The sequence below is a fragment of the Allobosea sp. genome (assembly GCF_035999205.1).
Lineage (GTDB): Bacteria > Pseudomonadota > Alphaproteobacteria > Rhizobiales > Beijerinckiaceae > Allobosea.
The window spans coordinates 410,096-426,267 of the sequence record NZ_DASYHA010000018.1; the positions used below are offsets into that span (position 1 = coordinate 410,096).

General features: G+C 65.0%; 6 protein-coding genes. 4 read left to right on the plus strand and 2 right to left on the minus strand.

Features of this window, described 5'->3' with window-relative positions:
• Positions 1-65: 65 nt before the first annotated feature.
• Together VGN82_RS08015 and mgrA are read left to right on the plus strand one after the other, a co-directional pair.
• Positions 66-680, plus strand: a complete 615-nt coding sequence (locus VGN82_RS08015; protein WP_327526462.1) for an HAD family hydrolase — start codon at positions 66-68, stop codon at positions 678-680.
• Positions 681-777: 97 nt separating this feature from the next.
• Complete coding sequence (gene mgrA / locus VGN82_RS08020) at positions 778-1,800, plus strand: L-glyceraldehyde 3-phosphate reductase (protein ID WP_327526463.1); 1,023 nt, start codon at positions 778-780, stop codon at positions 1,798-1,800.
• 21 nt (positions 1,801-1,821) lie between these two features.
• On the opposite strand, the gene VGN82_RS08025 is transcribed toward mgrA, so the two are convergent.
• Entirely contained in the window at positions 1,822-3,180 is a 1,359-nt protein-coding gene (locus VGN82_RS08025) for an Nramp family divalent metal transporter (RefSeq protein WP_327526464.1), read from the minus strand.
• Positions 3,181-3,384: 204 nt separating this feature from the next.
• Here VGN82_RS08025 and VGN82_RS08030 point away from each other — a divergent pair, with 204 nt between their 5' ends.
• Complete coding sequence (locus tag VGN82_RS08030) at positions 3,385-4,074, plus strand: response regulator transcription factor (RefSeq protein WP_327526465.1); 690 nt, start codon at positions 3,385-3,387, stop codon at positions 4,072-4,074.
• Here VGN82_RS08030 and VGN82_RS08035 read toward each other — a convergent pair.
• Positions 4,014-5,546 carry a sensor histidine kinase gene (locus VGN82_RS08035; RefSeq protein ID WP_327526466.1) on the minus strand — a complete coding sequence of 511 codons (1,533 nt, stop codon included), beginning with the start codon at positions 5,544-5,546 and terminating at the stop codon, positions 4,014-4,016. The genes VGN82_RS08030 and VGN82_RS08035 overlap by 61 nt on opposite strands.
• Positions 5,547-5,741: 195 nt before the next feature.
• Here VGN82_RS08035 and VGN82_RS08040 point away from each other — a divergent pair.
• Positions 5,742-16,172, plus strand: a 10,431-nt coding sequence (locus VGN82_RS08040; protein ID WP_327526467.1) for a peroxidase family protein, incomplete at its 3' end; no start/stop codon positions are given.

Sequence of the window (16,172 nt, forward strand, 5' to 3'; positions counted from 1 at the left end):
GCGACCCGGCACACAAGAGCGTGAGCGCCGGCCGCTGTCGCTGACTTCACTTCACGGAACGCATCATGTCCGCCAGCAATCCCACAGTGGTCTTCGATGTCGGCAACGTCCTGGTCCGCTGGGATCCGACGCTGCTCTATCGCGACATGATTCCCGATGACGAGAAGCGCGCCTGGTTCATGCAGAACGTCTGCACGGCGGCCTGGAATATCGAGCAGGATCGTGGCCGCAGCTGGGAGGAGGCCGTAGCGCTGCTCGTCGCCAGCCATCCGGAATGGGAGACCGAGATCAGGGCCTTCGACGAGCGTTGGCACGAGACGGTGCCGGGCATCATCGAGGACAGTGTCGCTGTGCTGGAAGAACTGAAGGCCCGTGGCGAGAAGGTCTACGCCATCACCAACTTCTCGCGCGAGAAATGGGCCGAATGCCTGATCCGCTTCCCATTCCTCCAGAGCTTCGACGGTGTCGTCGTTTCGGCCCATGAACGGGTGATCAAGCCCGACCCCGCGATCTACGAAATCCTGCTGCGGCGCTATGGTCTCTCGGCTCCCGGCTGCATCTTCATCGACGACAGCGCCAAGAATATCGAGGCGGCGCGCGGTGTCGGCATGAAGGCCGTGCATTTCGTCGAGCCGATCGATCTGCGCGCCGAACTCGCCGGGCACGGCGTCAGGTTCTGAGGGCATGCTCGTGCCGCGCTCGATGGCCGATGTGGCTGGCCAGGCTGCGCGCTAACATCGCCCGAGACAGAACAATCCGAGGGAGCGGACGCAGCCGATGGCCAGCGCAACCAGATACGACCAGATGACCTACAACCGCTGTGGCCGGAGCGGTCTCAAGCTGCCGGCGCTCTCACTCGGCCTCTGGCACAATTTCGGCGAGACGACGGCTCCCGATGTCGGGCGCCGCATCTGCTGCACCGCCTTCGATCTCGGCATCACCCATTTCGATCTCGCCAACAACTATGGCCCGCCGCCCGGTTCGGCCGAGACGGCCTTCGGCGAGATCCTGCGCCGGGACTTCGCCGGCCATCGCGATGAGATGGTGATCTCGACCAAGGCCGGCTATCGCATGTGGCCGGGCCCCTATGGCGAATGGGGCAGCCGCAAATACCTGCTCTCGAGCCTCGACCAGAGCCTGAAGCGGATGAAGCTCGACTATGTCGACATCTTCTATTCGCATCGCTTCGACCCCGAAACGCCGCTGGAAGAGACGATGGGCGCGCTCGATTCAGCCGTGCGCCAGGGCAAGGCACTCTACGTCGGCCTGTCCTCCTACAACTCAAAGCGCACCCGCGAGGCGGCGGCGATCCTGCGCAGCCTCGGCACACCCTGTCTGATCCACCAGCCGAGCTACTCGATGATCAATCGCTGGATCGAGGAAGATAGACTGCTCGACACGCTCGAACAGGAGGGCATTGGCTCGATCGTCTTCTCGCCTCTGGCGCAGGGCATGCTGACCTCGAAGTATCTCGGCGGCGTGCCGGAAGGCAGCCGTGCGGCCAAGAAGGCGCCGTCCTTCCGCGATGGCTTCCTCAGCGACGACAACCTCAGGCGCATCGCCGCGCTGAACGAGATCGCGGCGGCGCGTGGCCAGAGCCTCGCCCAGATGGCGATCGCCTGGGTGCTGCGCGGCGGCCGTGTCACCTCCGCGCTGATCGGCGCGAGCCGGCCCGAGCAGGTCGAGGACTGCGTCGCGGCTTTGAAACGTCCCGATTTCAGCGTCGAGGAACTGGCGCTGATCGACAAGCATGCCGGCGAGGGCGGCGTGAACATCTGGGCCGCCTCGGCAGAGCGCTGACCAGGCGCGTGGCCGCCGATGTCACGCGTGCGGCCGCACCACCAGCTGCACGAGGAGCAGGAGATTCAGGACGATGATTGTCGCAGCCATCGCCAGCGACAGCAGGAAGAGCCAGCGCGGCGCGACCATCTCGCGCATCTTCTGCCGCGACCCTGAAATCAGGATCAGGGGGATGACCGCGAAGGGCAGCTGAAGCGACAGGATGACCTGGCTGAGCACCAGCAGCTTGCCCGTCTGGTTCGGCCCGTAGAGCAGGATGATCACCACGGCCGGCACGATCGCGACCGAGCGCGTGGTGAGCCTGCGCAGCCAGCTCGGCAGGCGCAGCCTGACGAAGCCCTCCATCACGACCTGTCCGGCCATCGTTGCCGTCACGCTGGAATTCATGCCGCAGCACAGCAGCGCGATGGCGAAGAGCGCCGGTGCCGCCGGGCTCTGGAGCAGTGTCGCGAGCATGGCGTGAGCCTGCTCGAGGTCTTCGATGGGCGTGCTGCCGCCGTGCCCGTAGAAGGCCGCGGCGGCCAGGATCAGCAGCGAGGCGTTGACCAGAAGCGCGAAGCCGAGAGCCATGGTCGAGTCGAGCGTCGCGAAACGCAGCGCCTCGCGACGGGCCGGCAGGTCCGAGCCGAAGGCGCGCGTCTGCACGATGGCCGAGTGCAGGTACAGGTTGTGCGGCATCACCGTGGCGCCGATGATGCCGATCGCGAGGTAGAGCATCTCGGGCTGGGAGATGATCTCGCGCTGCGGGACGAAACCGCCCAGGACCTGCCCCCAATCCGGGCTCGCCATCGCGATCTGGATCCCGAGGCTGATCGCGATGACCCCGAGCAGCGTCACGATGAAGGCTTCGATCCAGCGGAAGCCCATATGCTGCAGCCAGAGCACCACGAAGACGTCCAGTGCCGTAATCACCACGCCGATTTCGAGCGGCAGCCCGAAAAGCAGGTTCAGCGCCAGGGCGGTGCCGAGGACCTCGGCCAGGTCCGTCGCGCAGATCGCGATTTCGGCCGTGATCCATAGCAGGCGCGCCGTCATCGGCGAGTAACTGTCGCGGCAAGCTTGCGCCAGGTCGCGCCCGGTCGCGATCGCGAGCCTCGCGCAAAGCGACTGCAGGACGATCGCCATCAGGCTCGAGATCAGGACGACCGCGAGCAGGGTGTAGCCGAAGCGGGCGCCGCTCGACAGCGCCGTGGCCCAGTTGCCCGGGTCCATGTAGCCGACGGCGACGAGATACCCCGGACCGGTGAAGGCAAGCACCTTCCTCCAGCGCGAGCCGGCATGCGCGACCGGGATCGATCGGAAGACCTCGACCAGCGAGCGGTCATCCCACTTGCGGGGCCACACCGCCGCGCTATTCCGCTGTTGGAACTCGGTGGACATGGCAGCAGATCCAGCCCCGCATATGATGCCGGCTTATCAGGATAGCGCAGAGGTTAACGCAGAGTTTGACCACGCGAAAATGCGTGAGCCGCCCCAGCTACCTTCGGTCCGTCCCGGCAATGTTAACACAGAATTCACTATCTTGTTTACAGCGCTTCTCATCTGCGCAAGCCTTAGGTGCGGCAAAGTCCGTGGAGGGAGACGATGGCCGACACAACCATTGCAATCGTTGACGACCACCCGTTGTTGATGGAAGGGGTGGCAGCGGTGCTCGGCCGCAGGCCCGGGCTGAGCGTCGTCGGCACGGGCAGCTCGGCGGCCGACATCCTCCCCCTTGCAACCGCTCACCAGCTCGATGCCATCGTCGTCGACCTGAACATGCCGGGCGATACGTTTCTGGCGATCAAGGACCTCCGCGCGGCGGTCCCGCAGACCCGGATTGTCGTCTTCACCGCCTCGACCAACACTGAGCACGCTATCCGCGCCCTTGATGCCGGTGCCGGTGCCTATGTTCTGAAGGGAAGTCCGGCGGCCGACCTCGCCGAGGCAATCGAGGCGACCGGGCGCGGCGAAATCTACATCACGCCCGCCTTCGCGGCGAAGGTCATTTCGGCCCTGCAGAGCAAGGCGCTCGAAAAGCGCAGCGCCGAGGCGGCGCGCCTCAGCGTTCGCGAGGAGCAGATCGTGCGCCTCCTGCTCTGCGGCAAGCAGAACCGCGAGATCGCTCGCGAGCTCGCGCTCAGCGAGAAGACCGTCAAGGGCTACATGACCAACCTGATGACCAAACTTCATGCTCGGAACCGGCTCGAGGTGGTGATTGCCGCTCAGCGGCTTCACGTCGGCGGTCGCGGCGTTTCCCCGGGGGATACCGCCAACCGGCCGGATTCGGCCTGAGGCCGGATCGGGATCCGGGCGACAACTTCGGTCCCCCCCGCAGCCATGCGACGGATCGACAGCGTTCCGCGCAGCGCCTGAACGCGGGATTCCATGCCTCGCAGGCCGAGGGCGGCATTCTGAGCCAGCGCCGAGCGCGGTGAGGGCGGGCCGCCGCTGTCGCTGATCGTGAGCGTCACCAGGTCGTGCGTGGCGTTGGCCTGGACGACCTGGTTGGCGCCGCCGGCATGCTTGTAGGCGTTGGTCAGCGCTTCCTGCGTGATGCGGTAGGCGCAGACCTTGACGGCCTCCGAGGCCTGCGCCGGCATGGATCCGATTTCGCGTCGAACCATGGTGCCGGTCTGCTGCTCATGGCGAGTGATCACGAGCTCGATCGTCTCCGCAAAGGAGAGATGCTTCAGCTCCGGCAGGACGAGGCCGACCGTGAGGTTGCGCAGATCGTTGAGCGTCATCTGGATCAGGCTTTCCAGCTCGGCTCTTTGGACGGCGAGGGGACGCAGGTCGGGCGCCGATGGGTCGGGCAGTTTCAGGACCAGCAGGCTGAGCATCTGGATGGGCCCGTCATGGAGGTCGGCACCGACCCGCGCGAGATAGTTCTCGTTCAGCACGGCTGCCTTCAGCCGGGCGCGGTCTGCCGAGCGGCGCAGGGAGTTGTTGCGTTTGGCCAGGGCCGCAGCTCGGGCCAGATTGCTTTCCAGCAGCTTCCGCTGGGCCATGATGATGCGGCTGGCGCGCTTGACCGTGACGAAGAGCAGCACGCTGATGATCAGCGCGACGTTGATGATCAGGAACCAGGTCGCATATTTGACGCGCACGATCTCCTCTTCGAGCGTGCGGCTGAATTCATAGAACTCGCCGATCCCGATGATCTCGCGGGTCCCGTGCTTGTGCATCGGGGCATAGACTTCGAGCAGGGAGGTCGGCGCGGGGCTGTGATCGCCCTTGTCGTCGAATTCGACGTCGACTGATACCTGGCCATTCTTGATTTTTTGCAGAAGGGTCGGGGAGAGCGTCTCCCCGGAACTGGTTCGGCCCGTGCTGAAGAGAAGTTCTCCCTTCATGTTCCAGATCTTGATCATCGCAACGCGCTGGCTCAGGCGCGTGTCGGTGATCAGGGCTGTGACCGCGGCGCGCTCGCTCTCGCTCAGGTTGCCGGATGTCGCCAGGCCCTGGAGATGCGGCGCGAGGATCGCTTCGAGATAGACGGCGCTGGTCTCGGCCATTCCCTGCAGCCAGCCCGAACGGATCTGCTTCTCGATCCAGTAGCCCAGCGTCAGCATCGAGAGCCCGACCGACAGCGAGGCCGCGATCAGGAAGCGGCGCTCGAGGCTCAGCTTGTTCCACCGCGACAGGAAGCGCTCGACCAAGGCAGGCGACTTTGGTCGGTAGTCGCCCTCACCAAAGGTCAGGTCTTCCGCACCGCCTTCAGGCGCAGATGTTTGCGCGACCTTTCCATCTACAAGCCTGCTCATGCGAGACGCACCATGGTCAACGGGAGGCTTCACATTCGGATCAGAATCTATTCGCCCAAGAAAAGCGAGACCGAATGTTTAGCGCACAACCTTTCTAGGAGGCTAACTCAACGGCCTCCGGAGCACACCGACAACACCGCAGAGCATCCGTTCTGCGCACGATGATCTTTTGCCTCAAGGCAGGGAGTTTCGGTCATGGCCTTCAAGCTCAACCAAGCCGATATCGAATTCGTCCTCCACCAGATCAAGATCGCGGAAGCAAACGCCAACGGCATTCCTCTGACTGCGATCCTGCTCGACGCTGCCGGCGAGGTCATCACCGATCCGAACGCCATGAATGGCGCGGTTCGCTACTATACCCAGATTGTTCTCCCGGGCGGCGGCATCACTTACGCCGCGGCCGATCCGCTTCAGCCGCGCGCCATTCCCGATGCCCAGACGCCCTTCGGCCTGCGCACGGTCGACGGCACCTACAACAATCTTGTCGAAGGCCGCGAAACCTGGGGCGCGGCCGGCCAGCCGATGCCGCGGCTGTTCGACGCCGGCGGCTATCTCAACGAGAATGACGGCGACACCGTCGGCTTCGGACCCGGCGGCCAGATCGTCTTTAGCAACTCCAACTACACGCCGGGCACGCCGAGCGGACTTGGTCCGATGGTCCAGAATGGATCGGTGGTCGACGCCGACCCACGCCTCATTTCGAACCTGATCGTCGATATGAGCTTGAACAATCCGGCTGCGATCGTCGCGGCGCTCACCTTCGCCGGTTCGGAAAACATTCACGGTGCGAACGGAGACCTGCAGGCCATCGAGAGCGCGGCTGCGACCTGGCAGCCCCATATGGATGTCCTGACGAGCCCGACGTCGACGCAGTCTGCCAGGATCGCGGCGATGGAGGCGGTCAATCAGCTGCTCGCCGAATATGATCTCAAGGTCGACGAGACCGGCTCGCTGGAAATCCCCAACATCGCGCCCGACGAAGGCCTCTCGGCTCCGTTCAATTCCTGGATGACCTTCTTCGGCCAGTTCTTCGATCATGGTCTCGACCTGATCAGCAAGGGCGGCAACGGCACGATCTACATCCCGCTGCAGCCGGACGACCCGCTCTATGTCGAGGGCAGCGCGAGCAACTTCATGGTGCTGACGCGCTCCACCCCGGTCGGCGGCTCGCAGCGCAACGTCACGACCTCCTGGGTCGACCAGAACCAGACCTACACCTCGCACGCCTCGCATCAGGTCTTCCTGCGCGAGTACAAGCTCGATCCGGTGACGGGCAAGCCGGTCTCGACGGGCAAGCTGCTCGACGGCACCGGGCCCAATGGCGAGAAGAACGGCCTGCCGACCTGGGCGGATATCAAGGCCCAGGCGCTGATGCTCGGGATCGAGCTGACGGATCGCGACGTGACCAGCGTCCCGCTCCTGCGCACCGACGCCTACGGCAATTTCATTCCCAACGCGCTCGGCTTCGCGCAGGTCATCACGAATATCGGCGCCGACGGCATTCCCAACACGGCCGACGACACGGTGGTCTCGAAGACGACGCTGAACGGGGCGCCGATCAACACCTTCGCTGTTGGCGCCGTCCGCACCGCCAACGCCTTCCTCGACGACATCGCCCACACCGCGGTGCCCGTTGTCGTCGGCGGTGTCCTGCAGGCTGATACCGACCAGGTGACCGGCAATGCCGTTCCGGTGAACGACCGTGGGCAGAACACCCAATACGACAACGAATTGCTCGACCGCCACTTCATCACCGGTGACGGCCGCGGCAACGAGAACATCGGCCTCACCGCCGTCCACCACATCTTCCATTCCGAGCATAACCGGCAGATCGACGACCAGAAGCTGACGATCCTGCGCGATGGCGACCTGGCGTTCGTCAATCAATGGCTGGCGCCCGGCTCGGCACTGTCCCAGGCGCAGCTGGACGCGATCAAGGCGAGCCTCGCTGCGACGACCAACCTGTCGTCCTTCCTCGCCAATCTCGAGGATGCGAACCTCAGCACCGGCGTTCAGGGCATCGCCCTGAACTGGGATGGCGAGCGCCTGTTCCAGGCCGGCCGCTTCGCCACCGAGATGCAGTATCAGCACCTCGTCTTCGAGGAGTTCGCCCGCAAGATCCAGCCGGCGATCGATCCCTTCGTCTTCAACTCGGTCACCGACATCAATCCGTCGATCTTCGCCGAGTTCGCCAATGTGGTTTACCGCTTCGGCCATTCGATGCTGACCGACTCGATGCCGCGCATCTTCCTGAACGCGGACGGCAGCATCAACCTCGCCGCCAGCGACGACAACGGCCTCATCGCGTCGTTCCTGAATCCCGTGATGTTTAACAATGTAGATCTCAACGGCAGCGCCCCCGGAGGTCCTCAGCAGATCACCGCCGAGCAGGCCGCCGGCGCGATCGTGCGCGGCATGACGGTGGAGCGCGGCAACGAGATCGACGAGTTCATCACCGGCGCGCTGCGCAACAACCTGCTCGGCATCCCGCTCGACCTCGCGGCGATCAACATCGCCCGCGGCCGCGACACCAACATGCCGACGCTCAACGAGGCGCGCACCCAGCTCTTCGCCGCTACCGGCTCGAGCTTCCTGACGCCCTACACAAGCTGGGTCGACTTCGCCGCCAACCTCAAAAACCCGATGTCGGTGGTGAACTTCATCGCCGCTTACGGGACGCATGCGACGATCGTGGCCGCAGGCAACGACATCACGGCAAAGCGCGACGCCGCGATGAAGCTGGTGTTCGGCGTGACCGACGATCCGCTGACAGCCGTCAATGAGGCAGCGCCCTTTGCTGATCGCCTCGCATTCCTGAACGGCACCGGCGCCTGGAGCGCGACCGAGACCGGCCTCAACCTGATCGACCTCTGGATCGGCGGGCTGGCCGAGAAGAAGATGCCCTTCGGCGGCTTCCTCGGCTCGACCTTCAACGCCGTCTTCGAAGCGCAGATGGAGAATCTGCAGGACGGCGACCGCTTCTACTACCTGACCCGCACGCAGGGCCAGAACCTGCTCGTCTCGCTCGAGCAGAACTCCTTCGCCAAGATGATCATGGCGAACACCGACATCGCCGATCCCGGCGCCGACGGCATCCGCGGCACCCCGGACGACATCATCCGGCGGCATATCGGTGTCGATTCCTTCGCGGTCTATGACAGCGTGCTCGAGGTCAACAAGGCCAACCAGCTCGGCGACGATCCGACCGGCAATGACCCGGTGCTGGAAGCGCTCGGCCTCGGCAAGGTCCAGCGCGACAACCTCGCGACGGCCGGCATCGACGAGAGCCTGCCCGACACCACGGCCGACCAGTCCGGCCCGACCGGGCACTACATCCGCGTCACCGGCGGCGAGCATGTCCTCGTCGGCGGCACCAACGGCAACGACACGATCATCACCGATTTCGGCGATGACGGCATCTGGGGCGATGCTGGCGATGACCGGATCGAATCCGGCGCGGGCGTCGATCTCGTCAATGGCGGCGCCGGCGACGACATCATCACCGACAGCGGCGACAGTGGCGACTTCCTGAAGGGCGACGAGGGCAACGACGTCATCGCCAACTCCAATGGCCTCGACATCCTGATGGGCGGGACCGGCAACGACGTCGTCTTCGTCGGCGTCGACGACACCGAGGTCTTCGCCGGCCCAGGCGACGACTTCATCGCCGGCGGCGACGGCGTCGATCTGCTCATGGGCAATGAGGGCGACGACTGGATCGAGGGCGGCGGCGGCTTCGACACCACGGCGGGCGACAATTCGGAGCTGTTCTTCAACTCCAAGATCCTCGGCCACGACGTGATGTTTGCCGGCTCGGAGGAGCATGATTTCGACGGCGAGTCCGGCGACGACATCATGGTCCAGGGCGAAAGCGTCATGCGCAACGAGGGCATGCTCGGCTTCGACTGGGCGATCCACAAGGGCAGCGCCCAGGCCGCCGATTCCGACCTGACCAAGCCGATCTTCACCACCGACGCCGCGGACATCCTGCGCGACCGCTTCGACGCCGTTGAGGCGCTCTCGGGCTGGGACAAGAACGACGTGCTCCGCGGCGACAATCGCGGCGACGTGCCTGCTGCCGGGGAGGAGGTGGGAGGCCCGCTCCTGGCCGGTGCCGAGGGCACGATGGTCGGCCATGAGCTCACCCAGGCCGGCGTCGAACGGATTCGCAACCTGCGGGAGGTGCTTGGTGCAGCGGCTGCAGCTCCCACCAGCACCACCGGGTTCGAGGGAGGCGTCGCGTTCAATAGCGGCAATATCCTGCTCGGCGGCGCCGGCAGCGACCTGTTCGAAGGTCGGGGTGGCGACGATGTCATCGACGGCGATGCCTGGCTCAACGTCCGGATCAGCATCCGCGTTCAGAACCCGGCGAACCCTTCGACCACGATCCCCCTCGCCACGATCGATGGCCTCAGGCACACGTTCAAGGCGACGGATCTCGACCCGGACGCTCCGGCAGGGGCCACGATTCCCACGGCGTGGATCGGCAAGACGCTGTCCGAGCTGATGATCGCTCGCGTCATCGCACCGCTCCAGCTCAACATCGTCCGCGAGGTCCTGACGGATGACGGTGCCGGCGACACCGACACCGCGATGTACTGGGACGCGCTCGACACCTATTCGTTCGGCTCGACGGACGATGCGATCGTCATCTCGCATACCGGCTTCGACCCGGCCAACCGTCCGGTCGGCGCCAACCTGGTCTCCGATGGCACCGACATGATCCGGAACATCGAGCGGGTGGTGTTCGAGGATCGGGGCAATGCGGATGGACCCGCCCAGCGCACCCTGCGCGTCATCGAGGGAACCGCCGCAAGCGAGACTCTCAACGGCACGACCACAGACGGGATCGTCGACGAGATCATCGCCGGCTTCGGCGGCAACGACACGCTGAACGGCAATGCCGGCGACGACATCCTGCTCGGCGGCGAAGGCGCGGACACGCTCAATGGCGGTGCGGGCAACGACACCCTGGTCGGTGGCAGGGGCGCGGACAGCGGCTCCTACGCTGATACCTTCGCCACCCCGGCCTACAACAACAATACAGGGACGCTGAACTTCGGCGGCAACTGGGTCGAGAACGGCGATAACAACAACGCCGGTTCCGGCGAGATCCTGATCACGAATGGCCAGCTGCGGTTCACCGCCGGCGTCGACACGAACGACTCGATCCAGCGTTCGATCAACCTGGCGGGAGCCACGGCCCCGACGCTGACCTTGAACTACGAGGGCGCCGCGGCGGGCGAGACGATCGCCGTCGAAGCCTTGAACGGCAACACCTGGCAGTCGATCGGAACGATTTCCGGCGCGGCGACCGGGACCTTCTCGGCAGCGCTCAACCCGGCCCATTCGGCCATCCGCTTCCGGACGACCTCCGGCTTCGATGCCAACGAGACCTTCAACATCAACGACGTCACGATCGCGCTCGGCCCGAACAGCGGCGTCGACGTCCTCAACGGCGGTACCGGCGACGACACCTATGTGATCGCGGTGGGTGACGGCACAGATCTGATCGGCGATTCGGAGGGGGCTGCCGACCGCATCGAGGTGTCGGCTGCGGCGCTCACGACCCTCAACGTCTTCGAGGGCACGGGCGGCGATCTCGTGATCCGGCTCGACGGGGCACAGGCCACCGTCACCGACCACTTCTCGGACGATGACGAGGTCGTTGAGGCCATCAACCTCGACGGTTCGACCTTCGCCGGCTACGCCTTCGATGCCGACGATTACGTGCTGAGCACCGGTACGACGGCTGCGGCAGCCACCAACACCCTACTCGCCGGCAGCACCGGAGAGGACACGCTCGTCGGCAATACGGGCGACGACCTGCTCTTCGGCCATGACGACGACGATACGCTCGATGGCGGAACGGGCGCCGACCTCCTGGTCGGCGGGCTTGGCAACGACACATACGTCGTCGACGATGCCGGAGACGTGGTCGTCGAAGCGGCCGCGGCCGGCACCGACACCGTCCAGACGACGCTGGCGGCCTATACGCTCGGCGCCAATGTCGAGAACCTGACCTACACCGGCGCGGCGACCTTCACCGGCACCGGCAACGAGCTCGACAACCGCATGCAGGGCGGCGCCGGCATCGACACGCTCTCCGGCGGCCTCGGCAACGACACCTATGTCGTGACGGCCGGCGACATCATCGTCGAGACGGCCGGCGGCGGCACCGACACGGTCGAGTCGGGTGCGAGCTACACGCTTGGCGCCGAACTCGAGAACCTCACGCTGACCGGCACCACCGATGGCGTGAACGGTACCGGCAACGAGCTCGCCAACGTCATCACCGGCAATGCCGGGACCAACCAGCTCTTCGGCGGTGGCGGCAATGACACCATCGATGGTGGCGACGACGCGGATCTGATCGATGGCGGTACCGGGGACGACATTCTAACCGGCGGCGCCGGCGGCGACACCGACATCATCATCGGTGGCGAGGGCAACGACACCATCGATGTGGGGAGCGGTAACGATGTCGTCCGCTACACGGCGGCCGGCTTCGGCAACGATGTCGTCAACGGCTTCGACGCCGTGGGCGGGAACATCGCGTCCCAGGACATGATCGACCTTAGCGCATTGGGCATCACGGCCGCGAACTTCGCGAGTCGTGTGACGCTGCAGGATATTGAGGACGGCACAGTCGACGATACGCTGATCACGGTCTACGACGCGAACGGCATCGCCGGTGGAGTTGTGATCGGTACAATCCGGCTCGAGGAGGTTGAACAGACAGGCGCCAACGGCGTCAGCATCGCCGACTTCATCCTCGCCGGGGGCGCCCCGGCCATCACGATCAACGGCACCGACGCCGGCCAGACCCTCACGGGCGGCAATGCCGCCGAGACGATCAACGCGCTCGGCGGCAACGACATCGTCAATGCCAATGGCGGCAACGACGTCGTCAACGGTGGTGAGGGTGCGGACACGCTGAACGGCGGCGACGGAGACGACACGCTTAGCGGCGGCATTGGCATCGCCAACGGCACCTATGTCGATACCTTCACCACCGTTGCTTACAGCAACAACGAAGGGACGCTGAATTTCACCAACAACTGGACGGAGAACGGCGACAACAACAATGTCGCGACCGGCGACATCCTGATCACGGGCGGTCAGTTGCGGTTCAACGGGTCGATCGACTCCAACGACTCGATCCAGCGTTCGATCAACCTGGCGGGAGCCACGGCTCCGACGCTGACCGTGAACTATCAGGGCGCGGCCGCGGGTGAGACGATTGCGGTCGAGGCTTTGAATGGCAATAATTGGCAGTCGCTCGGAACGATCTCCGGCACGGCGAGCGGGACTTTCTTCGCCCCGCTCAATCCGGCTCATTCGGCCATCCGCTTCCGGACGACGTCCAATTTCGACACCAACGAGACGTTCAGCATCAACGACGTCACCGTTGCGCTCGGTCCGAACAGCGGCATCGACACGGTCAATGGCGGTGCCGGCGACGACACGATCATCTGGAACGCCAATGCGTCTGGCCCGACGGATGGCCGAGACCTCGTCAATGGCGGCACGGAAGGAGCTGCCGGCGACACCTTCGTGATCAACGGCAACGCGACCTCGGAACAGTTCCGCATCTACACCCGGGCGGAAGCGCTCGCTGCGGGCATGACCGGCCTCGCCGTCACTAGCGAGATCATCATCACCCGCAATGGCACCGACAACGCGTCGATCATCGCCGAGCTGACCGAGATCGAGGAGATCCGGATCAACGGCTTCGACCCGGCCGCACCCTCGGGCACAGCCGGCGCTGCCGACACCTTCGAGGTCATCGGCAATTTCGCGCAGACCAGCCTGCGGCCGAACACCATCACGATCAACGGCGGTGCCGGCGACGACTCGATCGACGTCTCCTCCCTGACCTCGGCCCACCGGATCGTCTTCCGCTCCAATGGAGGCAACGACACGATCGTCGGCACGCTGCGGCCGCAGGACGTGATCGAGCTCGCCGAAGGCTCGTCGCTTGCGGACTATGTCTCGACGGTGAACGCCAACGGCACGACCACCCTCTCCAACGGCACGCACTCGATCACCTACGCCACGGCCGGGAACCCGATCATCGGCGAGGAGGGCGAGCTGCCGCGCGGCGCCTTCGAGATCACCCCGCGCGATCTCGTCGGGCTGAAGAAGCTGGTCAATGGCGAGATGCCGTTCGACGACGACGATGACGCCACGGGCGCGCTCGGACCGCGCGAGGTCTCCGGGCACGGCAACAACGATGACAGCCCGGGCTCGGGCCAGGCCGACACGCCCTTCATCCGCCTGACCGATGCGCGCTATGGCGAGATGAATGCGGGGATCAACAACCGCGACCTCAACCCGATCTATGACGGGCTCGATCCGCGGGCGATCTCGAACATCCTCGGGGCGCAGGAGGCGAACCTCCCGCATGCCGGCAACAACGCCAACATCTTCTTCATGGCGTTCGGCCAGTATGTCGACCACGGGCTCGACTTCATCCCGAAGAACGCGGCCAACGGCACCATCCAGATCGGCGCCCCCGGCACGGGCCATCCCGGCCAGGGCAATCCCGCCGACCTGACCCGCGGCGAGGTCTACGCCTTCGAGGACGGGGTGCCGCAGCACCTCAACAAAACCTCGGCCTATGTCGACCAGAACCAGGCCTATGGCTCGCACAACCTCGTCACGCAGTTCCTGCGCGAAGGCGACGGCAATGGCGGACTGACCTCCCATCTGCTCAAGGGGGCGCCGGACCCGTCGAACCCGTCCTTCAACCTGCTGCCGACGCTTCGCGAAGCGATCCAGCATCACTGGGACAACAACACGATCTTCACCGATCCGTCGCTGCCTGGTGGCCAGATCGCCTTCCGGGACTACTACTCCAACTACCCGATCTCCGAAGGCGTCACCGGTGACCTGATCGATGCGACCGGCGGCTTCGATCCGCAGGTCTATTCGAAGCTGGCCAACAACTTCATGGCTTCGGGCCAGGCGCTGCTGCTCGACAGCAACCCCTTCATCAGCGCGCTGGATCACTATGTCGCCGGCGATGGCCGGGCGAACGAGAACTTCGCCCTGACCTCGATGCACACCGTCTGGGCGCGGAACCACAACTTCCATGCCGAGCAGCTCGAGGCGGCTGGCTTCCAGGGCACCGCGCAGGAGCTCTTCGACGCCGCCAAGATCATCAACGAGGCCGAGTACCAGCGCGTCGTCTTCGACGAATACGCCGATACTCTGCTGGGCGGTCTGCGGTCCCGTGACGGGTCGGGCGGCGATCACGGTCACGACGGCTACAATCCGGACGCCGATGCCGGCATCAGCCACGAGTTCGCCGCTGCGGCCTTCCGCTTCGGCCACTCGCTGATCGGCCAGACGTTGACGGTGATGGATGAGAACGGCCAGCCCCGGCAGGTCAGCCTCGTCGACGCCTTCCTGAACCCGACCAACGACGCCGGCGCCTTCGCGGCGCCGCTGCCTCCGGGCTATGTGCCGCAGCCCGGCTATGCCCAGTATGGCGTCAATGCCATCCTGGAAGGGGTGGCGACGCAGCCGGCCGAGGATGTCGACTTCAACATCGTCGATGCGGTCCGCAACGATCTCGTCCGCATCCAGGCCGACCTGTTCTCCTTCAACCTGGCCCGCGGCCGTGATCTCGGCCTCGGCACGCTGAACCAGATCCGCAACGATCTGGCTGCCTCGAACAACTCCTATGTCGAGGAAGCGGTCGGCTTCGCCGGGGACATGTCGGCTTATACGTCCTGGGAGGATTTCCAGCAGCGCAACGGTCTGAGCGATGCCGTCATCGCGCAGTTCAAGCAGGCCTATCCGGATCTCGTGCTCGACACGCCGGAGAAGCTCGCCGCCTTCGTCGCCGTCAATCCGGACATCGAGCTGGTCAACGGCAACACCGTGAAGGGCATCGACCGCGTCGACTTCTGGCTCGGCGGCCTGGCGGAGACGCACATCAATGGCGGCATGGTCGGCCAGACCTTCTGGGTCGTCCTGCACGAGCAGTTCGACCGTCTGCAGGAGGCCGACCGGTTCTACTACAAGGACCGCCTCGAGGCCTTCGACTTCTACGACGCCTTCATCGACGGCCAGGAGTTCTCCGACATCGTTGCGCGCGTCACCGGTCTCACCGGTCTCGACGAGCACATCTTCGAGGTCAATGACGAAGATGACGATGAGGACGATGGCGCTGGCAATGGCGACGACGATGAGGACGAGGACGACGACGGCGACACCGGAAACGGTGAAGACGACGAGGATGAAGACGATGACGACGACACCGGTAACGGTGACGAAGACGACGATGAGGATGATGACGAGGACGACGACACCGGCGACGGTGACGAAGACGACGATGAGGATGATGACGAGGACGACGGCGCCGGCGACGGTGACGAAGACGACGAAGAGGATGATGACGAGGACGACGGCGCCGGCGACGGTGATGAAGACGACGATGAGGACGACGACGAAACCGGCAACGACGATGAGGATGACGACGAGGACGACGACTGCGGTTGCGACGATGACGACGACGAGACGGGTACGCCTGCTCCATCGCCCTCGGGTGGCGCCACCAGGGTCGGCACGGTCTCGGGCGACACCCTGCTCGGCACGGCCGGCGCGGACAACATC